The organism is Aeromonas sp. s10 (genome assembly GCF_040907975.1).
GTDB classification, from domain to species: domain Bacteria; phylum Pseudomonadota; class Gammaproteobacteria; order Enterobacterales; family Aeromonadaceae; genus Aeromonas; species Aeromonas caviae.
In genome coordinates this window covers 22,127-44,982 of record NZ_JBFOCV010000029.1, presented here as the reverse complement: position 1 = coordinate 44,982, position 22,856 = coordinate 22,127, and the positions used below count along the sequence as shown (strand labels likewise).

The window sequence follows — 22,856 nt, the reverse complement described above, 5'->3', positions numbered from 1 at the left end:
CACCATGGCCGTGCCATGGTCGTGAGCATCAAGGGGTGTGGCGCTGCCGGCACTGCTGCCAGAGGGCGCGCTTGTGCGCCCCATCGGGCTTGAGCGGGCAGACCAGGGCATCGGGCCAGCGAGGGTCCGGCGCCGTCAGCCAGAGCAGGGGCGAAGTGGCCCCCGCGGGCAGGGAAGGCATCTCGGACAGCAGGGAGACCTCGTCGGTGCCAAGGCCGAGCCAGCGGCAGATGTCCCCGAGCAGGGAGGGCGCGGGCAGTGTCTCTGCCAGCAGCCAGAGCTTGCCGGTCGGCAGAGGGGCAGTCTCCTGCGGGGCCAGCACCTCGTCGGCGGGCGTGTTTGCCGGCTGCGCGGCGCCGTCGAGGCTGGTGCCTCCCGCCAGGAGTCGGCCTCTTTGTTGCCAGAGGGGGATGCCCATGCGGGCCAGGATGCGCTGGCGCAGCGGGTCCAGCAGGGGATCTTGCATGGCGAAGGCTCACTCTTGATCTGCGTTGGGGTAAATAATGATGCGCAGAGTACACTCTCGCGGGATTTGCTGCACCCCGGACGTGCGCTTTTCGCCCTGTGGCGATGGCAAACGAGCGCCTCCCCGGGGGCAGAGATGACAGACAATGAGAGTGGGGCGGGGCCAGAGGCCGGACCCCGTCACCACGGATGACCTATCAGCTTCGGAACTGTGCCTATGCCGCCTTTAGCCCAGAATACTGTTCGTGCCACCCCCATTCATGAGCGCCTGCCACGGCTCCTCTCCGCCCTTGGTGAGGGACTGTATGAGCGCCAGGATGCCCTGCGGCTCGGCCTGCTGGCGGCCCTGAGTGGCGAGAGCGTCTTTCTGCTGGGCCCCCCGGGCATCGCCAAGAGCCTGATCGCGCGGCGCCTCAAGCTGGCGTTTCAGGATGCCCGCCATTTCGAATACCTGATGACCCGTTTCAGTACGCCGGAGGAGGTGTTCGGCCCCCTCTCCATCCAGGCGCTCAAGGAGGATGGCAAGTACCTGCGGTTGACCAGCGGCTACCTGCCGGAGGCCGAGGTGGTCTTCCTCGACGAGATCTGGAAGGCGGGCCCCGCCATCCTCAACACCCTGCTCACCGCCATCAACGAGCGGCAGTTTCGCAACGGCGACAGCCAGCACCCCATTCCCATGCGGCTGCTGGTCACCGCCTCGAACGAGCTGCCTGCCCCGGACAGCGGGCTGGAGGCGCTCTACGACCGTATGCTGGTGCGGGTCTGGATGGACAGGGTGCAGGAGAAATCCAACTTCCAGGCCATGCTGGCGAGCGATGGCCAATCCCATCAGAACCTGACCCCGGCGGTGCAGATTCGGGGGGAAGAGTACGACGCCTGGCAAGATGCCATCGAGCAGGTGCGCCTGCCGGACGCCTGTTTCGAACTCATCTATCAGCTGCGCCAGCAGCTCGACAGCCAGCTCGGGCACGGCTGCTATGTCTCGGATCGGCGCTGGAAGAAGGCCGTGCGGCTCATCAAGGCGAGCGCCTTCTTCAATGGCCGCGACGAGGTGGCGCCCCTGGATCTGCTGCTGTTCAAGGATTGCCTCTGGCACGACGAGGCTTCCCGCACCGCGCTGCTGGAGATGATCGGCGAGTTTTCCCGCCTCTACGGCTACCAGCAACTGGCGCTGACCCGGGAGCTGCTCTCCTTGCGCGAGCAGTTCAAGCAGTTGCAGGGGGCGGTCGCCTTGCGCATCGGCTGCAAGGCGGTCAAGCGCAAGCAGTGGTTCGGCCGTCGCGCCCGCGGCACCGAACTGCCGCTGGCCAACGCCAGGCCGTTCGGCAAGCTGGTGCACTTCCAGCTGCTCACTCCGGCGCCCCTGGATGGCAGCGATCCCGAGCGCCTCACCGGCACCCTCACCTTCGATCGCACCCTGCTCTCTCACTGGCACCCCACCGGGGAGGCGCTGGTGGGCTGGCCTCTCGGCAACCCCAAGGAGGGGCACTACGAGCTGGTGCTGGACGAGCAGTTGCGGCTGCACGTGCTGGATATCCAGCGCCAGCCCGTGCCCTTGATGCTGGTGGAGCGCACCCCCATCCCCGAGGTGGTGATGGCCCCCTGGCTGTCGGCCCTGGACGACCTGACGGGCCAGGTGAACCGGGTGCTGCAAAACCTCAAGGGCCAGCGCAACCTGTTCGACCGTCACCAGCCCCATCTGTTCGTGGGGGACAACTGGTTGCGTCAGGTGGAGGACAGCTTCTTCGTGCTGAGCCGGGACCTGGAGCGGCTGGGGGCCGAGCTGCAGCAGTGGCGGGATCGTCTGCCTCTTCTCGATGCTCAGGGGTGACGTCGCGCCTGACGTGGGATTGGTGAAATAAACAGGATGAAAAACATGTTTCGTCAGCATGATACTCCATCACATCTCAACGTCCGGGGTGGCCCATGCTAGAGATCGGCATGATGGACCTGGGGCTGCTCATGGGGGAGGGGGAACTGGCGGGGGAGATGGCGCTGCTGCTTGCCTCCACCCCCAAGATCTCCGAGTTCCTCAAGCGCTCGCCCCTGCAGGGCAAGCTGCTCAGAAAGCGCATCCAGACCTGGAGCGAACAGCTTGGGGAGGAGATGCGTCACAAGCCGGTGCCGGTGGCCCTCGAGCGGGAATACCTGCTCTATCAGGCCCACCGGCAACTGCCCCTGCCGGAGCTGGTGGGGCGACTGCCCGCCTTGCTGGAAGCCCTTGAGCAGCACAGCCCCTTTGCGGGGGATGCCCGCAGCCTGGTGCGCCAGATAGTGGCTCAGCCCACCGAGGGGCTGCGCCAGCTCTTCATCGAGAAGTGGCGTGCCAGCCTGGTGGGCAGCCTGTTGCAGTTGCAGCAGCAGATAGCGGAGGCGGAGCGGGAGAAGCAGCGCCAGGAGATAGAGGATCAACTGCTGGCCAACCGGACCCTGGCCGATGCCCTGGATCCGCACCAGATCTCCGCCGGGGGGCTCTGGGATCTGGCCCAGGGGAGCTGGCACAAGCGCAGCCTGGCGCTGGTGAAGCAGTACGCCCGCATGTTGCAGCAGGAGCCTCTGCTCGCGGAGATCGCCGCCCTGCTTGGGCGCAGCGAGCGGGAGCGGCGCAGCGAGGACAGGACGCTGCCGCCGGTGCCTGTGCACGAGCTGGAGGAGGTGCAAAGTGACGATGTGCCCGACGATCTGGTGGGGGTGCACCCGGCCAGCGATCTGATGCGCCTCCTGCCGAGCGAGGCGGTGATGCTGGCGCTGCCGGAGCTGGAGCTGGAGTTCTATCGCCGTTATCTGGAGCGGCGCCTGCTGAGCTACCAGTCGCGGGGCACCCTGCCGCGCCAGCGTCTGATGCTGCGCTCCCCCGAGCAGGGAGGGCAGGAGGTGCAGCCGCGTGGCCCTTTCATCGTCTGCGTCGATACGTCAGGTTCCATGGGGGGCTATCCGGAGGAGTGCGCCAAGGCGCTTTTTCTCGCCCTGCTCAAGGGGGCGATGGAGGAGAAGCGGGGCTGCTATCTGATGCTCTTCTCCACCGAGGTAGCGACCCTGGAGATCACCGCCGACACCGGGCTTGAGAAGGCGGAGCGCTTTCTCTCCATGAGTTTTCACGGGGGGACCGATCTGGTGCCCTGCCTGGAGCAGGCCCTGACCCAGCTCGAACAACCCGCCTTTGCCAAGGCCGACGTGCTGGTGATCTCCGACTTCATCGCCCAGAACCTGCCCCACCCCCTGCTCGAGCGGATGAACCGGCGACGGGCGCAGCAGACACGCTTCCATGCGGTCGCCATGTCCCGTCACGCCAAGGCGGCCATTTTGCGGGTGTTCGACAACAGCTGGCTGCTCGATTGCGGCCTGCGTGGACGACTGCTGCGGCGCTGGCAGCGCCATTGAGGGTGCTCAGGCTCAGAGAGTGGGCCTGTGGTAGAGGCCCCGTTCGTTGACCTGCTCCTGATCCAGCAGCGGCTGACCGCTTGGCTGGGCAATATAAAAACCCCGCTTGCCGCTGCGCTTGACCCTGTACATGGCCTGATCCGCCCGGGCCAGCGCCGCGCCGAAATCGTCCTGGGGCCGGATGGCCGCAATTCCCATGCTCAGCCCCACCGAGGCGTCCCCGTTGGGCAGCTCGAAGGGGGTGGCGATGGCATCGATGCACTGGCGGGCGAGGTGGCTGGTGCGGGGATCGTCGCACGCCCAGGGCAGCAGCAGCACGAACTCGTCCCCGCCGATGCGCCCCAGCCGTACCTCCTCGCCGCAGCAGTGGCGAAGGCGCTGGGCAAGGGAGACCAGCAGTTCGTCACCTGCCCGGTGGCCCAGGTTGTCGTTCACCAGCTTGAAGTCATCGAGATCGATGAAACAGATGGCCTGGTACTCCCCGGGAAAGTGGCGGTGCAGCGCGGTGCGGTTGAACAGGCCGGTGAGGGGATCCCGGTGGGCAAGCTGGGCGAGCTGCTGCTCGTACTCCTTCTCGTGGGTGATGTCGATGTGGGTGCCCATCACCCGGACGGGGTTGCCCTGATCATCCCGCTCCACCACCCGGCCCCGGTCCAGCACCCAGGTGGTCTTGCCATCCTTGGCGATCATGCGGTGCATCGCCTGATAAAACGGGCTCTTGCCCTCCAGATGGTCGAAGAAGGCCTGCAGCACCTGCTCCCTGTCCTCCGGGTGAAGGTGGGCGCGCCAGACGTCGAAGTGGGCCGACAGCTCCTTGGGCTGGTAACCGAGCATGGAGCCCCAGCGTCGGTTGAAGATGATGAGTTTGCCGGTGGGCACATGGTTCTGCCAGATGCACAGGCCGGTGCCGTCCATGGCTGCATCCAGCTTCTCCCGCGCATCATCCGCGATGCGTTTGAGACGCTCGTTCTCCAGCAACAACCTGTCGTAAGCCTCCCTCAGCTCCTCGTAGGTCATTCCTCATCCCTTCCCCTGTTCGAAAGCATATATAGTCGATGCACTCTCTCCTTCTGTAAAGAAGGGGATAGGGGAGGCTCTCGTCCGATATGAGGCGTTTTCCCACCCTCTGACGGCTGTGCGCCCAGAGTCTGTGGGGATATGATGACAGCGGTGAGCGCGGCGTCCGGCCGGTGAAGAGGAGAAAATGTCCGCATGAAGATCCTGATGGGAGGTGGTCTGTTGCTGGGGGTTGCCCTGGCCCAGGCGGCGCCACTGGCCGGGCACGAGTTGCAGCTGGCGTTGCAGCAGCTGGAAGAGTCGGCGATGCCGGTGCAGGTGTTTCGCGAGCGCGTCGCCGCCCTGACTGCCGGACAGGCACACTATCCGCCCGAGGTGCAGGGGCGTCTTGCCCGGCTGCAGTGCTGGGCCCTGCCGGGTGAACGGGACGAGGAGTTTCGCCGCGCGGTGGCGTTTGCCGAGCAGGGGCTGGCACAGGCCCGTGCCCGCAAGGACAGGGTCACCGAGGTGGGGTTGCTCGCCTGTCGAGGCTATCACCGGCAACTGCTCGGCAACATGGCCGGGGCCGGGGAGGATTACGACGCCGCCCTGACCCTGGCTCGCCGGCTCGGGGATGAGCGCCAGCGTGCCGACATCCTGAGCCTGCGGGGGGAGATGTACTCCTACCAGGGGGAGCTGGCGGAGGGGCTGATGGATCTCATCGATGCCCACCAGCGCTACGAGGCGCTCGGGCTGGAGGCCAAGGGGCGCGAGGTGCTCGCCAATATTGCCAATGCCTATCGCAGGATGGGGCTCTATGAGCGGGCCGAGAGCTACTTCAACGAGCTGGAGCACGACTACCGGCAGCTCGGGGACGAGGAGCACCTGGTGGACATTCACAGCCAGCAGGGACTCCTCTACATCGACACCGAAGAGTACGACAAGGCGCTGCCCCTGATGGTGGAAGCGGAGATCTATTATCTGGGGTTAAACCAGGAAGGGATCCTGGCCTGGAGCCGGATCGAGATAGCCACCATCCTGCAGAAACAGGGCAAGCCGGACCAGGCCATGACCAAGCTCGATCAGGCGGCAGCCTCCCTTCATCAGGGGGAGGGGGCGGACAGCGTCACCCTGGGCCACTGGCACCTCGTCATGGCCGAGGTCCTCGAGGCCCTGAACCGACCCGGCGAGGCGCTGCGGCACCTGGACGAGGCCGAGCCCATCTTTACCCGGGAGCAGAACCTGCGTTTCCTCGCCCGGGTGCATGAGACACGGGCCCGGGTGCTGGAGCGTCAGGGGCATATCCAGTCGGCCCTCACCAGCCTCAAGACCTATGTCGAGACCCGCCAGGCCCTCGAGCTCAGATTGCGGGAACAGCGCTCCTTGCAGATGCGTTTCGAGTTCGATCTCGCCCGCAAGGAGCTGGAAAACCAGACCCTCAGGTCCCAGCAGCAGTTGCAGGCGGAGAAACTCAAGCAGTTGCAGGAGCGGCGCTACTGGCAATACCTGGTGGTGGCCCTGCTGCTGGTGGTGATGGGTACCCTGGTGGTGCATCAGCGCGGGCGCACCCGCAAGATGCAGCGCCTCGCCATGACGGACGAACTGACCGGCATCCACAACCGGCGCCAGATCCAGGCCAAGGGGCGCAAATGGTTCACCCAGGCGCGGGAGGAGGGCAAACCCCTGTGCGTGCTGCTGCTGGATGTGGATCACTTCAAGAAGGTGAACGACCAGCTGGGCCACCACGTGGGTGACAGGGTGCTCACCGCCGTGGCCCAGTGCATCGAGGAGCAGTTGCGCAGCCTCGACAGGGTGGGGCGCAACGGCGGCGAGGAGTTTCTGGTGCTGCTGCCGGATACCCTCCTGAACGAGGCCGTCGAGGTGGCGGAGCGGATCCGCCAGGCCGTCGCCCGTCTCGAGATTGAGGGGGTGCCTGCGGATCACCCCATCCGCATCAGCATCGGCTGCGCCCAGTACAAACCCGAGGATGACAACCTGGGCGAGCTGGTGCGCCGGGCCGACGAGGCCATGTACGAGGCCAAGCTGGCGGGGCGCAACCGGGTGATGACGGCCCGGTGAGGCCGACCCCGGGCCCCCGTGATAGCGGGCTGGGTATTTTTCACTCGCGCGGGTATAATGCCGCGCAATTTTGCTTTGATCCGGGGCCAGACCCATGTAATGCAACGCGCTTCTCCTGTCTCCACCGGCGGTCACTGACCCGCCCGCGTGGTGTCGTTGTCTGCATGGGCGCCCTGATTCCAAGGTGCTGTCCCGCATTTTTCCCACGGTGGCTCCAGGCCGCCGCTCAATAGAAGAACGTCGAATTATGTCAGCTGAATTTCTGAGTGAAGTCTCCAAGAGACGCACTTTTGCGATCATCTCGCACCCGGATGCGGGTAAAACCACCATTACCGAAAAGGTCCTGCTGTTCGGACAGGCCATTCAGCGTGCCGGTACCGTCAAGGGCCGTGGCTCGGGCCAGCACGCCAAATCCGACTGGATGGAGATGGAGAAGCAGCGCGGTATCTCCATCACCACTTCCGTGATGCAGTTCCCCTACGCCGACTGCCTGGTCAACCTGCTCGATACCCCGGGTCACGAGGACTTCTCCGAAGATACCTACCGTACCCTCACGGCGGTCGACTGCTGCCTGATGGTCATCGACGCCGCCAAGGGTGTTGAAGACCGGACCCGCAAGCTGATGGAAGTGACCCGGCTGCGCGACACCCCCATCCTCACCTTCATGAACAAGCTGGACCGCGAAGTGCGCGATCCGATGGAGGTCATGGACGAGGTGGAGCGCGAGCTCAACATCATGTGCGCCCCCATCACCTGGCCCATCGGCTGCGGCAAGTCCTTCAAGGGGGTCTATCACCTCTACAAGGACGAGACCTATCTGTATCAGAGCGGTCAGGGCCACACCATCCAGGAGAAGCGGGTGGTCAAGGGGTTGAACAACCCCGAGCTGGACGCCGCCATCGGTGAAGATCTGGCGGCCCAATTGCGTGGCGAGCTGGAGCTGGTGCAGGGCGCCTCTCCCGAGTTCGATCACGATGCCTTCATCGCCGGCGAGATGACCCCGGTCTTCTTCGGGACCGCCCTCGGCAACTTCGGTGTCGACCACATGCTGGACGGCCTGACCGACTGGGCGCCAGCCCCCATGCCGCGCAAGGCCGAGAGCCGCGAAGTGGTGGCCACCGAGGAGAAGTTCTCCGGTTTCGTGTTCAAGATCCAGGCGAACATGGACCCGAAACACCGCGACCGTATCGCCTTTATGCGTATCGTGTCAGGTACTTACAGCAAGGGCATGAAGATGCGCCACGTGCGCATCGGCAAGGACGTGAACATCTCCGACGCCGTCACCTTCATGGCCGGTGACCGTGAACAGGCGGTCGAGGCCTGTGCCGGCGACATCATCGGTCTGCACAACCACGGCACCATCCAGATCGGCGACACCTTCACCCAGGGGGAGGATCTCAAGTTCACCGGCATCCCGAACTTCGCACCTGAACTGTTCCGCCGCATCCGCCTGCGTGACCCCCTCAAGCAGAAGCAACTGCTCAAGGGGTTGGTGCAGCTCTCCGAAGAGGGGGCGGTGCAGGTGTTCCGTCCGCTCATCAGCAACGATCTCATCGTCGGTGCGGTCGGTGTGCTGCAGTTCGACGTGGTGGTCTCGCGCCTCAAGAGCGAATACAACGTCGAGGCCATCTACGAGGCGGTCAACGTCGCCACCGCCCGCTGGGTGGAAGGGACTGACGTCAAGAAGTTCGAAGAGTTCAAGCGCAAGAACGAGGTCAACCTGGCCCTCGATGGCGGTGACAACCTCACCTACATCGCGCCGACCATGGTCAACCTGCGCCTGGCCCAGGAGCGTCACCCGGACGTTCACTTCCGCCAGACCCGCGAACACTGATCACCCCGCCCGCACCCAGCGGGTGGCTGATGACCAGAGAGACCCCGCTTCGGCGGGGTTTTTTGTTATGGGGCGTGTCATTGGAAGGGGCGGCGATCCCCATCCGGGGCTTGATGAGTGAATAAAAATAAATGATAAGTGATTTAAATTTCACGCATGGAGAGAGACATGTCCGTCACCCAACCCGTAGAGGCGCAGTTTGCCGCCTACAATGCCCACGATCTCGACGCCTTCGTGGCCTGCTTTGCCCCGGATTTCAAAGGCTATCGCATGCCGACCGAGACGCCGAGCACAGTCGGCAAGGGGGCGCTGCGAACCTTCTATGGGCAGCACAGATTCAACAACCCGCTGCTCAAGGCCGAGCTGCTGTCACGCACCGTCTTGGGCAACAAGGTGTTCGATCACGAGCTGATCCACGGTCTCTCCCCCGAGCCCATCGAGAGCGTGGCGGTGTTCGAGGTGAAGGAGGGTCTTATCCAGACCGCCTGGTTCTATTTCCCCTCTTAAACCCGACACTGTATTTACCATACGGCCCCATCCTATTGCACCGCTGTGCAGGGAAGGGTGACAAGGAGATGCCATGCAGATATTCCAGGCCACGTTGGCCCACATTGAAGAAACCAGCCGTCTGTTTGATGCCTATCGGCAGTTTTATGGGCAAGCGCCGGACAGAGATGAGGCAACCCGATTCATCGGGGAACGCCTTCAGGGGGCGGATTCAGTTATCTTTCTGGCACGCAACGAGGCGGGAGAGTGTGCAGGCTTTGTCCAGTTGTATCCGGCATTCTCTTCCATCGCGATGAAGAGGATGTGGTACCTCAATGATCTTTATGTCGTCGAGTCAGCTCGCCAGCAGGGGGTGGCAAGAGCGCTGCTGAAACGGGTGGCCAGCTTTGCCAGGGAGACAGATGCCCTGACCGTCAAACTGGCGACGGCTGTCTCCAATCAACCTGCAAAATTACTTTATGAATCAGAGGGGTATCAAAAGGTAATCGCCTTTGATCACTATACCCAGCGGGTTGGAGCCTGACAGGCGTTATGTGTCACTGTCCATGAGATAGATGGCAATCGCTCTTCTGGGGAGGCGCGGTGTCAGCTTGGGGCCGTGATACGGGGTAAACGGGCTCGCGGGGTATCGACAGATTGCCTGCCCGGCCCCCTTCTACCCTTGAGGGAGAAGGGGGGATGAGGGGGGAATTGGCGCTTCTGGCTAGAAAGTACGCAGCAATCTGGCGGGGTTACCGGCATAGGTGCCAGGTACAGTGATGTCCCGGGTCACCACTGCGCCGGCACCGATGACGGCTCCCTGGCATATCCGTACCGGCAAAATGGTGGCGTTTGAACCGATGGATACCCCATCCCCGATGTGGGTTCGGCCCCAACTGGCGGGATCCGGGTCGGGGGCGCCGCTTTGAAAGAGGTCATTGGCAAACATAACGCCGTGACCGATAAAACAGCGCTCACCTATGGTCACATGCTCACAGATAAAGCTGTGGGACTGGATGCGGGTTGCGCGACCTATGGAGACGTTCGACTGTATCTCCACGAAGGGGCCGACAAAGACATCGTCAGCCAGGGTACAGCCGTAGAGATTGACAGGCTCAACCAGCTTCACCCTTTCACCGAAGCTGACATCTCGTATGCCGACAGAGAGTCGTTTTGGTTCACTCATCTCCCCTCCTTCCCGTCGAGCGCCAGCACCATGCAGATCTCGCAGGCGTCGTGGCCCGTGCAGCCAAGGGGCCCCGGCAGGTGTTCGAAGCCCAGGGATTCATAGAGGGCGGTGGCTTCCCGCAGCACGGCGGTGGTCTCCAGATAGCAGCGCTGGTAACCCAGGGCGCGAGCCTCGGCCAGCGCCTGCAACACCAGCCGCCGTCCCAGCCCCAGCCCCCGCAGGGCGGGCAGGAAGTACATCTTCTGCAGCTCGCACACATCCGCTGCCCCCGCCAGCGGCGCTATGCCGCCCCCGCCAAGAATTGTGCCGTCCGGTCCCTCAATCACCCAGTAGCGGCTGCGCTCCCCCTGATAGGTCTCGTGGAGAAAATCGAGGTTGGGATCCGCCACGCCATACCCCTTGTCGGCGGTGAGGCCGTATTCGGCGGAGACGGCGCGCACCACGGCGGCGATCCGGGGATTGTCGGCCGGGGTGATGGGGCGGATGACGAACCCCTGCTGGCGGCGGGCGCGGGAGAGGGCGCTGCGATAGAGCCGCATGCCCTCCCAGATCTGCTCGCACTCGGCGGGGGAGAGCTGGGCCAGGGCCCCCGCCATGGTCTCGTCCATCTGCCGGTGCAGCTCCTCAAGCTGTGCCTTGCCCGGCTCGGTGAGGCTCGCCTCCTTGCTGCGCCCGTCCGAGGGGTGGGGTTGCCAGGCGATCAGCTCCCGCTCGGCGAGGCGGGCCAGGGGGCGGCTGGCGTTGGACTTGTCGATGCGAAGGCGCTCGGCAAGCTGCTGGTTGGTGGCGGGACCGTTCTCCAGCTCGATGAGCAGGTGGGCCTCCAGGGGGCTCAGGGCCAGCGAGCCGCACTGCTGGGAGAGCATGCCGAGTTCGCGTACCAGTTCCCTCGACAGGGCGCGCAGGGGGCGGGGATCCATGGGGTTGTCTCCTTGTGGTGGTATTTGGTTGTTATGCGCAACCAATACCATCTTTTGGTTGTTGATGACAACCATTTACGTGAAAAAGGGCGAAAGACAGGCAGAAAAAAGGGCCCGGGAGAGGGCCCAAACATTGGAAACCCGCGCGGGGGCGCGGATCCCATCCTTGGTCAGTAGGTACAGCCCGCGACTTTGGCACTGTCGACAGGGGTCGACAGCGGCGCTGTCAGGGGAGGATGACACCCGTGCCAGTGGCAAAGGGTCGACCCGCGTGCGGCGCCTGGGCGCGGTTTATACCAGCTCCGCCAGCATGGTGTCGGCATAGGGGGTCAGCGCCTCTCCCTGCTTCACCTTGGCGAGGTAGTCCGGGTTGGCGATGAGGGGGCGACCGATGGCGACGAGGTCGAAGCGGTCCGCCTCGATGGCCTCGAGCGCGGTCTCGGCGCTGTAGTTGCCCACCCCTACCAGGTGGCCGTCGTAGCGGGCACGCAGGTAGTCGGAGGCGCGGCCGTCCAGGTAGTCGAAGGTGAGGCTGTCATCGAAGATGCCCAGGTGCAGATAGGCCAGAGTACGCTGGTTCAGCTCGGCCATCAGGTGGTCGAACACGGCGCGATCCCGCGCATCCCCTTCGAGGTGCACGTAGGCGCCGGGGGAGAGGCGCAGGCCCACCCGATCCCCGCCGATGCGGGCATTGATGGCATCCACTACTTCTAGCGCGAAGCGGCTCATGTTCTCCGGGCTGCCGCCGTAGTTGTCGGTGCGCAGGTTGCTGGCGTGGTGCAGGAACTGATCGATGAGGTAGCCGTTGGCACCGTGGATCTCCACCCCGTCAAAGCCCGCTTCGATGGCGTTGGCGGCGGCCTGGGCATAATCCTCGACCAGCTGGGCGATTTCGCTCTCGGTCAGGGCGCGCGGCACCTGATAGACCAGCTCGCGCATGCGCGGCACCGTGCCCTCATGGGCGATGGCAGAGGGGGCCAGCACTTCGGCGTGGTGGAAGAAGGGGTGGGAGAGACGGCCCACGTGCCACAGCTGGGCGAAGATCTTGCCGCCGTTGGCATGCACGGCGCTGGTCACTTTCTTCCAGCCGGCGATCTGTTCGGCGCTGTAGAGCCCCGGGGTATTGGGGTAGCCCTGCCCGTCCGGACGGATGATGGTGGCTTCGGAGATGATGAGGCCGATGTCGGCGCGGCGGCCGTAGTAGGCGGCCATCTGTTCGGTGGGCACCAGACCCGGGCCCGCCATGCAGCGGGTGAGGGGAGCCATCATGAAACGGTTCGCGAGGGTGAGGGTGTCGTTGAGGCGATAGGGCTGAAACAGGGTATTCATGATCGTCTGTCCTGAGGGAGTGATTCTTGAACGGGCATTCAAGACGTTTTTTGGTTTGTGTGCAAGTATTTTTTGAGCAAGCATTCAACATGGATTGACGGGGGAGGCTGGGGTAAACTTGCCGCCCTGTTTTTTCCGTCCCGCGGGACCTTGCCACCGGAGACCCCATGCGCAGCGCCGAATACGATCGGGATGCCGTCTTGCGAAACGCCATGGAAGCCTTTCGCGCCAAAGGCTATGCCAAGACCACCATGCAGGAGCTGGTGGCCGCAACCGGCCTGCACCCGGGCAGCCTCTATGCCGCCTTTGGCAACAAACGCGGCCTGCTGCTGGCGGCGGTCGATCACTATGTGGCAGAGAAGGGAGCCCTGCGCCGTCGCTGCCTGGCACAGCCCAGTCCGCTGGCGGGGCTGCACGCCTTCCTCGAGCAGGTGGTGGACGATGCCCTGCAGGGCTCCTGCCTGCTGACCCGCACCCTGATGGAGCTGGCGGAGCAGGACGAGGAGCTGCACCTTCGATTCAAGGCCATCTACGGCGAGCTGGAACAGGATCTGGCCGGGCAGCTGGCCCTGGCAAAGGCGCAGGGAGAGCTGGCAAAAGAGGGGGACATCCCCACCCTGACCGCCTTCTTGCAGGTCCACATCCAGGGACTGGTCACCTTCGCCCAGTGCCACCCCGACCGCCCTCTGCTGGCCGGTGTCGTTGCCCGGATGATGAGCGCCCTGCGGGCATGATGGCGAGGATGGAAACAACAAAGGCTCCCGCGGGAGCCTTTGTTGTTGCTGGGGATGCCACACGCCGCCGGGTTGTTTGCTCCCTTCTCCCGCTCATCTACAAAAGAATGGGAGAAGGGCTGGGGATGAAGGGGAGGGCTCTGCTCAGCGCAATGAGAGCCAAATATGGGCCAGTACGGCCTCCATCCGACTCAACACATCGTTATTCCACACCCTGATCACCCGAAAGCCTTGCTGATTGAGGTAGGCCGTTCTTGCGCCATCATGTTGCCGCCCTGCCGGTTCGTTGTGCTGCGATCCATCGACCTCGATGATCAACCTCTGCTCAAGCGAGATGAAATCGACAATGTAGGGCCCGATGGGCATCTGGCGACGGAATTTCACCCCGGCCAGACGGCGGTCGCGCAATTGCAGCCACAGCTTCTGTTCGGCAAGGGTGGCTTCTCGCCTCATGCGCTTGGCAAACGGATGGGTTCTCATGGTGCCTATCCAGAGCTGTTTGACCCTATTAGATATAGCCATTCCCCGGTCTGGTGACTGAGTGGGTTGCTTCCCCTCACCCTGGCCCTCTCCCAGAGGGAGAGGGGACAGATCGAGTGACAGTTGTCATCTTGTTGGTCATCTCGGGGCCATCGTGAACTGATGAACTGATGAACTGATGAACTGATGAACTGATGAACTGATGAACTGATGAACTGATGAACTGATGAACTGATGAACTGATGAATCGACAGGTCGATGTGCTGGTGGGATGTATTCCGCCCTAGCAGACAGGTTGTTTGCGATGCTGCCAGTGGCGCAGATCCGCTCCCTTCTCCCCTTGCGGGAGAAGGGTTGGGGATGAGGGGGGGAGTCACACGCCGTCGGGTTATTCAGGAGTCACCAGCTCTTTCATCAGATGCTTGAGCCACACCTGGGCCGGCTGCTGCGCATGCTGCTTTGGTATGCCAGCCGCAGCCGCTTAGCCCGGACTCACCAGGTCCTTCATCAATGCCTTCAACCAGATCAAGGCCGGTTGCTGGGCGTGGACCGGGTGCCAGACGCAGTTGAGGTGATAGTCCGGCACGTCGTCGGGCAGGGGCAGGCTTTTCAGCGGCCAGTGGCTGGCGAGCAGCTCGGCCACCATGCTGGGCAGTACCAAGAGGTGGTCGCTCTGGCTCACGATGGCGGCGGCGGACATATAGCTCTGGCTGTTGACCGAGATGGTGCGGCTATGGCCCAGGCTCTGCAAATAGCGGTCGAGGCTCGCCTCCGAGGTGCCGAGCGGCGAGTGGAACACATGGGGCATCTCGATTAGCTGGTCGAGGGTGATGCGCTCCTCCTCCAGCTCCAGGGTGGCGCGCACCAGCCCGGCCAGGGGTTCGGTGAGCCAGGTCTCCTTGCCCAGATACCCCGGCACCTGCATGTACTCGTCAAACCCCAGCACCAGGTCGATTTCGCCGCTCGCCAGCTCGGCTTCGGGCAGGGTATCGCGCAGGATGCGGATCTCGATGGTGACGCCCGGCGCCAGTTTCCTGAGGCGCTGGATAAGGGGCGGGATCAGCACGCACTCCACGTAATCCGTGGTGCAGAGCACGAAGCGGCGCTTCGACTGACGCGGCGCGAACTCGTCCTCCTCCCAGAGTTGCTGCTCCAGCAGCCGCAGCGCCTGCTGCACCCCCAGATGCAGGCGCTGGGCCCGGGGAGTCGGCAACATCCCCTGGGGCGTGCGCACCAGCAGCGGGTCGCCGAGAAAGGCCCGCAACCGGCCGAGGGAGTGGCTCATGGCGGGCTGGCTGATAAAGAGCGATTCGGCGGCGCGGGTCACGCTCCCTTGCGTCATCAGGGCGTCAAAGGCGAGCAGCAGATTGAGGTCGAGCTGGTGCAGTTTCATGGGGGGATTATTCGCCGTGTTTATGGGACAATTAATCCTATTCATTTGATGGATGGGCGCGCAACTTCTTACACTGCGACCCACTCTTATTTTTTTCAGGGTTCCCAGGCAAATCGGGGGCCTCAATCCATGCAAGGAGCCTTGCGATGAGCATCAAGACCATGAACACCACGCCGGCCGCCGACGGCTTCACCATGCCCGCCGAGTGGGCTCACCAGCAGGCCGTCTGGATGATCTGGCCGTTCCGCCCGGACAACTGGCGGGAAGCCGGTCGCTTCGCCCAGGCCACCTTCGCCAAGGTGGCGGATGCCATCGGGCAGGCCACTCCTGTGTTTATGGGGGTACCGGCCCAGTTTATGGAGCAGGCCCGCGCCATCATGCCTGCCCACGTCACCCTGGTGGAGATGGCCAGCGATGACTGCTGGGCCCGCGATACCGGCCCCACCATCGTCACCAACGCCGCAGGCGAGTGCCGTGGGGTGGACTGGGGCTTCAACGCCTGGGGCGGCCACAAGGGGGGTCTCTACTACCCGTGGAACCAGGATGAAGAGGTCGCAGCCCGGATGCTGGAACAGCACGGCATGGATCGTTACGATGCACCGCTCATTCTGGAAGGGGGCTCCATCCATGTGGATGGCGAAGGCACCTGCCTGACTACCGCCGAGTGCCTGCTCAACGAAAACCGCAACCCGCACCTGACCAAAGCGCAGATCGAAGCTCACCTGCGCGACTATCTGGGCGTCACCAGCTTTATCTGGCTGGACGAAGGCGTCTACATGGATGAAACAGACGGCCACATCGACAATATGTGCTGCTTCGTGCGCCCAGGTGAAGTGGCCCTGCACTGGACCGATGACGAGAACGATCCCCAGTACGCCCGCTCCCTGGCCGCCCTCAAGGTGCTGGAAGCGGCGGTCGATGCCAAGGGGCGCAAGCTGAAAGTGTGGAAACTGCCCCAGCCGGGTCCGCTCTACTGCACAGAGGAGGAGTCTGCCGGCGTCGAGAGCGGCAGCGGTGTGCCGCGCGAGGCAGAAGGTCGTCTGGCCGGTTCCTATGTGAACTTCCTCATCACCAACGATCGCATCGTCTACCCGCTGCTGGATGCCGCCACCGACGGCGAAGCCCAGCGCATTCTGGAAGAGATCTTCCCGGAGCATAAGGTCGTCGGCGTGCCGGCCCGGGAGATCCTGCTGGGGGGGGGAAATATCCACTGCATTACTCAGCAGATCCCCTCCGGCAAATAAGCTGGTCGAAGAGTGTAGAAATTCAAAACCCCACGCCGTGGGGTTTTATCTCTTGATAATGTGATGGTCGCAGGCGCCGATGCGGCGATCATCATGACAAACAGTCACCCTTTTACAGGAGATCCCCATGATCGAAGTGACCGAGGTTTCCATTGCCGAGCTGCGTGCCGCGCTCGAATCGGGCCGCACCACAGCGGTCGAACTGGTCGAGGCCTATCAGGCGCGGATCAAAGCCTATGACGGCCCCGAGACAGCAACCCGCCTCAACGCCGTCGTGGTGCCCAACCCCGATGCCCTGAAAGAGGCGCAAGCGTCCGATGCGCGCCGTGCCCGTGGCGAAACCCTGGGGCCGCTCGACGGCATCCCCTACACCGCCAAGGACAGCTACCTGGTCAAGGGGCTGACCGCCGCCTCCGGCAGCCCGGCCTTCAAGGATCTGGTGGCGCAGCGCGACGCCTTTACCGTGGAGCGGCTGCGCGCCGCCGGTGCCATCTGCCTGGGCAAGACCAATATGCCGCCCATGGCCAATGGCGGCATGCAGCGCGGCGTCTATGGCCGCGCCGAGAGCCCCTACAACGCCGACTACCTGACCGCGCCCTTTGCCTCCGGCTCCTCCAACGGTGCCGGTACTGCCACCGCCGCGAGCTTCGCCGCCTTCGGTCTGGCGGAAGAGACCTGGTCGAGCGGCCGGGGTCCTGCGTCCAACAACGGCCTGTGCGCCTACACCCCGTCCCGTGGCGTGATTTCGGTGCGTGGCAACTGGCCCCTGACCCCGACCATGGACGTCGTCGTGCCCTATGCCCGCACCATGGCAGACCTCTTGGAAGTGCTGGATGTGGTAGTGGCCGACGATGCCGAGACTCGTGGTGACCTGTGGCGGATGCAGCCCTGGGTCAAGATCCCCAAGGCCTCCGAGGTGCGTCCGGCTTCCTATCTGGATCTGGCCGTCAAGGCCGATGCCCTCAAGGGCAAGCGCCTCGGCGTGCCGCGCATGTTTATCAACAAGGATGAACTGGCGGGCACCAGCGACAATCCCGGTATCGGCGGCCCGACCGGTCAGCGCATCCATACTCGTCCGACCGTGATCGCGCTGTGGGAGCAGGCCCGTCAGGCACTGGAAGCCGCGGGCGCCGAAGTTATCGAAGTGGACTTCCCCCTGGTCTCCAACTGCGAAGGGGACAGACCCGGCGCGCCCACCGTGTTCAATCGCGGCATCGTGAGCCCGGAGTTTCTCAACGACGAGCTGTGGGAGCTATCCGGCTGGGCGTTCGACGACTTCCTGCGCGCCAATGGCGATCCCAAATTGAACAAACTTGAAGATGTCGATGGGCCGAAGATCTTCCCCCACGATCCGGGCACCCTGCCGAACCGCGAGGGCGATCTGGCGGCGGGCATGGACGAGTACGTCAATATGGCCAAGCGCGGCCTGAAATCCTGGGACGAGATCGCCACAGTGCCGGATGGCCTGCGCGGTCTGGAGCAGACCCGCAAGCTGGACCTGGAAGACTGGATGGACGGGCTCAAGCTCGACGCCGTGCTGTTCCCCACAGTTGCCGATGTCGCCCCGGCCGACGCGGACGTGAATCCGGCCTCCGCCGATATCGCCTGGAGCAACGGCATCTGGGTTGCCAACGGCAACCTCGCCATTCGCCACCTCGGCGTACCGACCGTCACCGTCCCCATGGGCGTCATGGCCGATATCGGCATGCCGGTGGGCCTGACCTTCGCCGGTCGCGCCTATGACGACAACAACCTGCTGCGCGTCGCCTCGGCCTTCGAGTCCACCGGCAGCAAGCGCAGGGTGCCGCCACGCACGCCACCGTTGGGGTGATTGCTGTAAAGCCTTGTCTACGAAGAATCAGGGATTAAATAGAGAGAGGCATCATGCCTCCCTCTTTTTGAGTCCATTTTACGGATCCGGCTATCTCGCTCTTTGTAACATAAGGGGAGATGCCTTCAGCATAATCGGCGTAGATCCATCAATAGCCATGACGTAGGTTACTTATCTCACAACAAACGATACATCTGACTTGCCCCGTGATATAAATACATTGTTTTAATTCATTTGTTTTCACAGATAGCCATTATTTTATCTGATATGTGTTCGAATGGGCATGCAATTGGATCTTTCACTATGTCATCCCATCTTCCTTTATTTCTACCATGGCAATTCAGCATGAGCAAACCAAGCTCATACGATGATAGCTGACTTTTAATTAAATCATAATATTTCTTGGATTCCTTCGGACTTATTAATTCTTCGTCTACACCATTTTTAATATGTCTGAAAAGTTGGTAGATAGTTCTAAAGTAATGTTCAAGCTCCCATGAACGTTCATCAAGAAAGCGATTGTACTCATCCATTATAGGATTGTTTATTTTTTTACTTCGCTTTCTTTTTTCTATCTGAATGAAAAATACTCTCAAACAATCGCGGCCTTTAGTTACCTTACCTCCTCTATCTATCAAGTCTATAGATTGAACAATGTTTTGGTAAAAGCTTAATATGCTGAAAAATTGGTTTTCAAATTCTTGTTTTTGAGAGGAGATAATTTGCATTCTTAGAGTTATAGCAACAAGAAGTACAGAGGCAAAGCCAAATATAGGATTTAATGTCCCTCCAAAATAGTCACCTAACTGCCCCCATTTTTCAATCCCGCTCGGTGTGCTTCGCCCCTTGAAATTTGAATAAAATATATAACTGGTGAGTGCGAAAAATACAATGCACAAGGTCACTATGATGGCGCCAATGTTTTTCTTTATGTTTATTTTCATAAGGATCTTAATAATCAAGGAGGATTGCAGAAGGTAGTGTTGCTACATTATACCAATGTGGCAATTTTGAGAACCGGGCTTATTATTTTTTTTAGAACCTTATGTTCGAATAGCGAAGCGTATTCGGACGATTACGCTGCGCTAATCGTCCCTACATCAAGGTGGTGGTCACATGAGGTGAGTCTTTGACTCTCTCCATTCCCCGCATTGCCCACCGCCATCTTTGTCGTGACTCGCTGCTGATTTCTCCTGACTTCACCGAGACTTCACACAACCTCATTTTCCCCTCATAAATCCCCCGTATTTTCTGCCCACTGATAAATGGGCCTGCTTGCCGCAAGGTGGCGAGGGGCAGGTAGAGAGGGGAGCAAGAGGGTGACATCGTGGATCAAATACGGGCTGGCCGGGGCCTTGATACTGGTGGCAAGCTTCTGGGGCGGCAGCGTGCGGGCGGCGGAGATGCCCCTTGACCGGGATGCTGCCCTGCCGGGGCAGCTAGTCGGCCAGGCTGCGGCGCTCCAGACGGACACTAATTTGCTGCCGCTGAGGGCTTTGCCATCGGTTGTTGCCGGGCGTGGCACCTGAGGGAGTTGATACCGGCCTTTTTAACCAGAGCGGGCCGGTGACGTCACGGCACAGTGCGCATCAACACAGGTCGGGCTGGCTACTGCGTTTGGTGTTGAGCATCACACCAGGCCGGGTTGGTCACTGAGCCCGATATTGCGCATCCAGCCAGGCGATGGCCTCTTGGGGGTCGTTGAATGCCTGGATATGGCCAGGGTGAGTGAGGGAGAGGCAGGAGAGGGCGATGTGATGGAGCACCTTGGCCGAATAGAGGGAGGCGATGGCCACCAGATTCTTCTGGGCGAGCCACCCATAAATATCCTGCAGATGGGGCAGGGCGGAGAGCACCACCCCCTGATGCTGACGATGATCCACCAGGGCGCAGAAACGCTTACCGTCCAGGCTGTTCACCACGCGCTTAATCTCCGTAATCCACGTCAGCATACCCTCTTCATTGAAAGGGCCGATAAGCTCACAGGTGACCAGGTGTTCCTGCACATTGAAGATGAACTCACCGTGCTTTTTATCAAAGGACATACAACATTCTTATCCATGACCAGGGGCCGCAAGATGATGCTTATTCATTCCGTATGCATCAATACCCGAATGAGGGTTTTGGTCATGGAATCGTATTGCTGCACTGACGCCGGGGGGTAAGGTGCTGGCCCGTGATGGCGATACGAGAACAACAGGCGGCGCCAGCGTGTTGCATCCGGATGCCGGGTAGTCCGGTCTGCACCCGGGGTGGCAATGCTCCTGCTTGCCCTGGCCTTTATCCCGGGGTGTCTTGCCCGGAAGGGGGGACGGCCTTGGTCAGGGCGTCGATGGCATTGGGGACGAATCGCTCGGAAAAACCGGCGATAAAGGCCCAGATGACGGCTTTGGCGGCATCCAGATTGGTTGCAGGAGAGGCCAGGGTCAGCAGAGTCTGCAAGGAGACATAGGGGTGCTCCATGTGTTTGAACTTGGGAAACAGGTCCCCCTGGAGCAGGCTGCTGGCAAAGAGCCCGTAGGCGATAAAACCGAGAATGCCGGAAAAGAGCAGGGAAACATAAAACTGCGTCACGATCACCCGGGGTTGGCTGATGTGGGCGATGGCACCGCTGTCGTGCAGCCTGGCGAGGCGGTAATAGTTGTTGATGACGGCCCCCACCGATCCGGCAAAGAAGATGGCGGTCATGATGTTGGAAATGAGCGGGATGGTTTGCAGCAGCAGTATCAGGGCAAGGCCTCCGAAGGAGATGAGGCCGCTGATGGTCAGGTGTTTGTAGTAGCGATCCATGGGTAGCTCCACATTGGGCAAGAGACCCTGTTGAGGATAGTCAGCCCATGGCGAAAATGACCCGAAAAGGCCGGTGCAGCAGTGCCCGGCCTGTGTCTGCTCTGTGAAGGCGAAACCCCGGCATAGGTGGGCGTTTCACCGGGGTTCTTGATGGGGCGCTTCGCCGGATCAGCCGGCCAGCGGTAGATAGACATGCTGGTAGGCCAGGGCGATGGCGCTGTAGAGCAGCAGGGCGGCCATCAGCAGGTTGAAGTACCTGAACCAGCGAGGATGTTGAAGATGACGTCCGATGAGGCTGCCAGCCATCGAGTAGCTGCCGGGGGCGCCGGCGGCCAGCAGGCCGAGCAGCAGGGACCAGGGCAGCAGGCTCCAGCCGTGGATCTGGGCTGCCGGGAACTGGATGCTGGTGATGGGCAGGGTGGCGATCATGGCCTTGGGGTTGAGCAGCTGGATGATGAAGCCGCTGCGCACCCCCAGAGGGCGGGCAGGCGCCTCGTTGGCACCGAGCTCGCCGCTGTCGCTGGCGATCTTGATGGCGAGGTAGGTGATATAGAGGCACCCCACCAGGCTGACATAGATCAGGGTATCTTCCCGCACGAGGCGGGTGCCCGCCCAGCCAAAGAGCAGCAGGAGCACGAACATCGCGATGCCGACCCCGAGGAAGAAGCCAAGGGAGGCGCGGGTGCGGCCACCCAGGCCTGCATTGAGGCCGATGAGGTTGACGGGGCCAGGGGTATACATGATGCCGATGGCATAGGCGAGAAGCTCAATCATGGGGTGTTCCTTGGGCTCAGCGGATCAGGCTGGCGCTGTATTGGGTGGGGGTCATGCCATAGATGCGCTTGAAGCGACGGTTGAGGTGACTGAGATCGGTGAAACCGAAGCGGTACACCAGATCCTGCGCCGACTCTCCGGCGGCCAAGGCGCGCCGGGCGGCATTGATGCGGCAGTTGATCACGTATTGATGGGGGGTGATGCCAAGCTGTTGGCGAAACAGCCGCAGGAAGTGGTACTTGGAGATGTTGGCCGCCGCGCTGATGTCGGCCAGGGAGATATCCTGCTGGAAGTGGGCGTGGATAAAGTCCCTGGCCTGCAACAGGAGGCGATCGATGCGACTCACCCGGCCATTGGGCTCAAAACGTCCCGCCTGCTGCATCACCCGGGTGGCGAGGCGATAGAGGGCAAACTCCTGCTCTATGCTGTCGGCCTGGCCGCGCACCGCCTGGGCCAGCTCGAGGATGCAGGCGCTCAGCGCCTCATCGCGCACCAGGGGCTGCAACAACCGGTAGGTCCCCATTGCCCGCTCGCCCGCGGCATCGGCAAACAGCGGAGTGAGTTCGTGGGGCGGAATGTAGAGCATGGTGTAGTCGAGGCTGGCGTTGTCCCCGGCATGGCCGTCGTGAACATCCCCGGGATTGAACTGGATGACGCTGCCTGCCGGGCTGGAGTGGGCTCCACCGTGGCAGAAGAAGTTCTGCCGCCCGGCCAGAGTGACCCCGAAGGAGTACTCCTCGTGGGCGTGACGGTCGTAGCGAAATTCCGTCATGTTGACCCGCAGCGCTGTCAGGCTCGCCAGGTGCTGACTGTGTGCGAATATGAACTGGTTGTCCTGCGCCATCTTTCCCTCCTGTACCAGACTGCCGTCCTAATCTAGCCCCAGGGTGTGCCTCTCGCTTGGACAATCTTGCTGTTTGCCGACCCGCCT

21 protein-coding genes are annotated in these 22,856 nt (G+C 62.2%); 9 read left to right on the top strand and 12 right to left on the bottom strand.

The window, feature by feature from the left end:
* Positions 1-28: 28 nt before the first annotated feature.
* The gene (locus AB5Y59_RS08025; protein ID WP_201997553.1) at positions 29-466 is read right to left on the bottom strand and encodes a DNA polymerase III subunit psi; all 438 of its coding nucleotides are present in this window, start codon (positions 464-466) and stop codon (positions 29-31) included.
* Between the two features lie 216 nt (positions 467-682).
* Here AB5Y59_RS08025 and AB5Y59_RS08020 point away from each other — a divergent pair, with 216 nt between their 5' ends.
* Positions 683-2,296 carry an ATPase RavA domain-containing protein gene (locus tag AB5Y59_RS08020; RefSeq protein WP_201970096.1) on the top strand — a complete coding sequence of 538 codons (1,614 nt, stop codon included), beginning with the start codon at positions 683-685 and terminating at the stop codon, positions 2,294-2,296.
* 95 nt (positions 2,297-2,391) lie between these two features.
* Complete coding sequence (gene viaA / locus AB5Y59_RS08015; RefSeq protein ID WP_029313704.1) at positions 2,392-3,846, top strand: ATPase RavA stimulator ViaA; 1,455 nt, start codon at positions 2,392-2,394, stop codon at positions 3,844-3,846.
* A gap of 12 nt (positions 3,847-3,858) precedes the next feature.
* Here the strand turns inward: viaA and AB5Y59_RS08010 are convergent, their stop codons facing one another.
* Positions 3,859-4,863: a sensor domain-containing diguanylate cyclase gene (locus tag AB5Y59_RS08010; protein WP_039039409.1), complete on the bottom strand. Its 1,005-nt coding sequence runs from the start codon at positions 4,861-4,863 to the stop codon at positions 3,859-3,861.
* A gap of 195 nt (positions 4,864-5,058) precedes the next feature.
* Here AB5Y59_RS08010 and AB5Y59_RS08005 point away from each other — a divergent pair, with 195 nt between their 5' ends.
* The 4 genes from AB5Y59_RS08005 (at position 5,059) to AB5Y59_RS07990 (ending at position 9,785) form a co-directional block, all read left to right on the top strand.
* Positions 5,059-6,921: a diguanylate cyclase gene (locus tag AB5Y59_RS08005; protein ID WP_368211792.1), complete on the top strand. Its 1,863-nt coding sequence runs from the start codon at positions 5,059-5,061 to the stop codon at positions 6,919-6,921.
* Positions 6,922-7,165: 244 nt separating this feature from the next.
* Positions 7,166-8,755, top strand: coding sequence for a peptide chain release factor 3 (gene prfC, locus AB5Y59_RS08000; protein WP_103255304.1), 1,590 nt, complete (start codon positions 7,166-7,168; stop codon positions 8,753-8,755).
* Positions 8,756-8,923: 168 nt separating this feature from the next.
* Positions 8,924-9,262 carry a nuclear transport factor 2 family protein gene (locus tag AB5Y59_RS07995; RefSeq protein ID WP_368211791.1) on the top strand — a complete coding sequence of 113 codons (339 nt, stop codon included), beginning with the start codon at positions 8,924-8,926 and terminating at the stop codon, positions 9,260-9,262.
* Between the two features lie 73 nt (positions 9,263-9,335).
* A complete protein-coding gene (locus AB5Y59_RS07990; RefSeq protein WP_368211789.1) occupies positions 9,336-9,785 on the top strand; it encodes a GNAT family N-acetyltransferase in 450 nt (149 codons plus the stop codon).
* 180 nt (positions 9,786-9,965) lie between these two features.
* Here AB5Y59_RS07990 and AB5Y59_RS07985 read toward each other — a convergent pair whose 3' ends face one another.
* From AB5Y59_RS07985 to AB5Y59_RS07975, 3 genes are all read right to left on the bottom strand, one after another.
* Complete coding sequence (locus tag AB5Y59_RS07985; RefSeq protein ID WP_010672920.1) at positions 9,966-10,427, bottom strand: acyltransferase; 462 nt, start codon at positions 10,425-10,427, stop codon at positions 9,966-9,968.
* Positions 10,424-11,350, bottom strand: a complete 927-nt coding sequence (locus AB5Y59_RS07980; RefSeq protein WP_214003440.1) for a bifunctional helix-turn-helix transcriptional regulator/GNAT family N-acetyltransferase — start codon at positions 11,348-11,350, stop codon at positions 10,424-10,426. Before AB5Y59_RS07980 ends, AB5Y59_RS07985 begins: the two co-directional genes overlap by 4 nt.
* Positions 11,351-11,641: 291 nt before the next feature.
* Entirely contained in the window at positions 11,642-12,679 is a 1,038-nt protein-coding gene (locus tag AB5Y59_RS07975) for an alkene reductase (RefSeq protein WP_368211787.1), read from the bottom strand.
* Positions 12,680-12,846: 167 nt separating this feature from the next.
* On the opposite strand from AB5Y59_RS07975, the gene AB5Y59_RS07970 reads away from it, so the two are divergent.
* Entirely contained in the window at positions 12,847-13,413 is a 567-nt protein-coding gene (locus AB5Y59_RS07970) for a TetR/AcrR family transcriptional regulator (protein WP_010672924.1), read from the top strand.
* Positions 13,414-13,557: 144 nt separating this feature from the next.
* Here AB5Y59_RS07970 and AB5Y59_RS07965 read toward each other — a convergent pair whose 3' ends face one another.
* Positions 13,558-13,893, bottom strand: a complete 336-nt coding sequence (locus AB5Y59_RS07965) for an endonuclease domain-containing protein (protein WP_104455301.1) — start codon at positions 13,891-13,893, stop codon at positions 13,558-13,560.
* A 481-nt stretch (positions 13,894-14,374) separates the two neighbouring features.
* Entirely contained in the window at positions 14,375-15,286 is a 912-nt protein-coding gene (locus tag AB5Y59_RS07960; protein WP_325784835.1) for a LysR family transcriptional regulator, read from the bottom strand.
* Between the two features lie 146 nt (positions 15,287-15,432).
* On the opposite strand from AB5Y59_RS07960, the gene aguA reads away from it, so the two are divergent.
* Together aguA and AB5Y59_RS07950 are read left to right on the top strand one after the other, a co-directional pair.
* Positions 15,433-16,530, top strand: a complete 1,098-nt coding sequence (gene aguA, locus AB5Y59_RS07955) for an agmatine deiminase (protein WP_368211785.1) — start codon at positions 15,433-15,435, stop codon at positions 16,528-16,530.
* Positions 16,531-16,657: 127 nt separating this feature from the next.
* Positions 16,658-18,361, top strand: a complete 1,704-nt coding sequence (locus AB5Y59_RS07950; protein WP_368211784.1) for an amidase — start codon at positions 16,658-16,660, stop codon at positions 18,359-18,361.
* Between the two features lie 230 nt (positions 18,362-18,591).
* On the opposite strand, the gene AB5Y59_RS07945 is transcribed toward AB5Y59_RS07950, so the two are convergent.
* The 5 genes from AB5Y59_RS07945 to AB5Y59_RS07925 all read right to left on the bottom strand — a co-directional run bounded on the left by AB5Y59_RS07945 (position 18,592) and on the right by AB5Y59_RS07925 (position 22,769).
* Complete coding sequence (locus AB5Y59_RS07945; RefSeq protein WP_368211782.1) at positions 18,592-19,323, bottom strand: putative phage abortive infection protein; 732 nt, start codon at positions 19,321-19,323, stop codon at positions 18,592-18,594.
* 687 nt (positions 19,324-20,010) lie between these two features.
* Complete coding sequence (locus AB5Y59_RS07940) at positions 20,011-20,313, bottom strand: hypothetical protein (RefSeq protein ID WP_368211781.1); 303 nt, start codon at positions 20,311-20,313, stop codon at positions 20,011-20,013.
* A 328-nt stretch (positions 20,314-20,641) separates the two neighbouring features.
* Entirely contained in the window at positions 20,642-21,151 is a 510-nt protein-coding gene (locus AB5Y59_RS07935; protein ID WP_201997543.1) for a hypothetical protein, read from the bottom strand.
* 168 nt (positions 21,152-21,319) lie between these two features.
* A complete protein-coding gene (locus AB5Y59_RS07930; RefSeq protein ID WP_368211779.1) occupies positions 21,320-21,925 on the bottom strand; it encodes a LysE family translocator in 606 nt (201 codons plus the stop codon).
* A gap of 16 nt (positions 21,926-21,941) precedes the next feature.
* A complete protein-coding gene (locus AB5Y59_RS07925) occupies positions 21,942-22,769 on the bottom strand; it encodes an AraC family transcriptional regulator (protein WP_041214560.1) in 828 nt (275 codons plus the stop codon).
* Between the last annotated feature and the right edge of the window lie 87 nt (positions 22,770-22,856).

What these genes read in the sequence shown, in the direction of transcription:
- AB5Y59_RS08020 (WP_201970096.1), top strand. Translation starts at nt 683, where the DNA reads ATGCCGCCTTTAGCCCAGAATACTGTTCGTGCCACCCCCATTCATGAG.
- AB5Y59_RS07995 (WP_368211791.1), top strand. Translation starts at nt 8,924, where the DNA reads ATGTCCGTCACCCAACCCGTAGAGGCGCAGTTTGCCGCCTACAATGCC.
- AB5Y59_RS07940 (WP_368211781.1), bottom strand. Translation starts at nt 20,313, where the DNA reads ATGCTGACGTGGATTACGGAGATTAAGCGCGTGGTGAACAGCCTGGAC.
- AB5Y59_RS07990 (WP_368211789.1), top strand. Translation starts at nt 9,336, where the DNA reads ATGCAGATATTCCAGGCCACGTTGGCCCACATTGAAGAAACCAGCCGT.
- AB5Y59_RS07980 (WP_214003440.1), bottom strand. Translation starts at nt 11,350, where the DNA reads ATGGATCCCCGCCCCCTGCGCGCCCTGTCGAGGGAACTGGTACGCGAA.
- AB5Y59_RS08025 (WP_201997553.1), bottom strand. Translation starts at nt 466, where the DNA reads ATGCAAGATCCCCTGCTGGACCCGCTGCGCCAGCGCATCCTGGCCCGC.
- AB5Y59_RS07935 (WP_201997543.1), bottom strand. Translation starts at nt 21,151, where the DNA reads ATGGATCGCTACTACAAACACCTGACCATCAGCGGCCTCATCTCCTTC.
- AB5Y59_RS07965 (WP_104455301.1), bottom strand. Translation starts at nt 13,893, where the DNA reads ATGAGAACCCATCCGTTTGCCAAGCGCATGAGGCGAGAAGCCACCCTT.
- AB5Y59_RS08010 (WP_039039409.1), bottom strand. Translation starts at nt 4,863, where the DNA reads ATGACCTACGAGGAGCTGAGGGAGGCTTACGACAGGTTGTTGCTGGAG.
- AB5Y59_RS08005 (WP_368211792.1), top strand. Translation starts at nt 5,059, where the DNA reads ATGAAGATCCTGATGGGAGGTGGTCTGTTGCTGGGGGTTGCCCTGGCC.
- AB5Y59_RS07960 (WP_325784835.1), bottom strand. Translation starts at nt 15,286, where the DNA reads ATGAAACTGCACCAGCTCGACCTCAATCTGCTGCTCGCCTTTGACGCC.
- AB5Y59_RS07925 (WP_041214560.1), bottom strand. Translation starts at nt 22,769, where the DNA reads ATGGCGCAGGACAACCAGTTCATATTCGCACACAGTCAGCACCTGGCG.
- aguA (WP_368211785.1), top strand. Translation starts at nt 15,433, where the DNA reads ATGAGCATCAAGACCATGAACACCACGCCGGCCGCCGACGGCTTCACC.
- AB5Y59_RS07930 (WP_368211779.1), bottom strand. Translation starts at nt 21,925, where the DNA reads ATGATTGAGCTTCTCGCCTATGCCATCGGCATCATGTATACCCCTGGC.
- AB5Y59_RS07985 (WP_010672920.1), bottom strand. Translation starts at nt 10,427, where the DNA reads ATGAGTGAACCAAAACGACTCTCTGTCGGCATACGAGATGTCAGCTTC.
- AB5Y59_RS07970 (WP_010672924.1), top strand. Translation starts at nt 12,847, where the DNA reads ATGCGCAGCGCCGAATACGATCGGGATGCCGTCTTGCGAAACGCCATG.
- AB5Y59_RS07950 (WP_368211784.1), top strand. Translation starts at nt 16,658, where the DNA reads ATGATCGAAGTGACCGAGGTTTCCATTGCCGAGCTGCGTGCCGCGCTC.
- viaA (WP_029313704.1), top strand. Translation starts at nt 2,392, where the DNA reads ATGCTAGAGATCGGCATGATGGACCTGGGGCTGCTCATGGGGGAGGGG.
- AB5Y59_RS07975 (WP_368211787.1), bottom strand. Translation starts at nt 12,679, where the DNA reads ATGAATACCCTGTTTCAGCCCTATCGCCTCAACGACACCCTCACCCTC.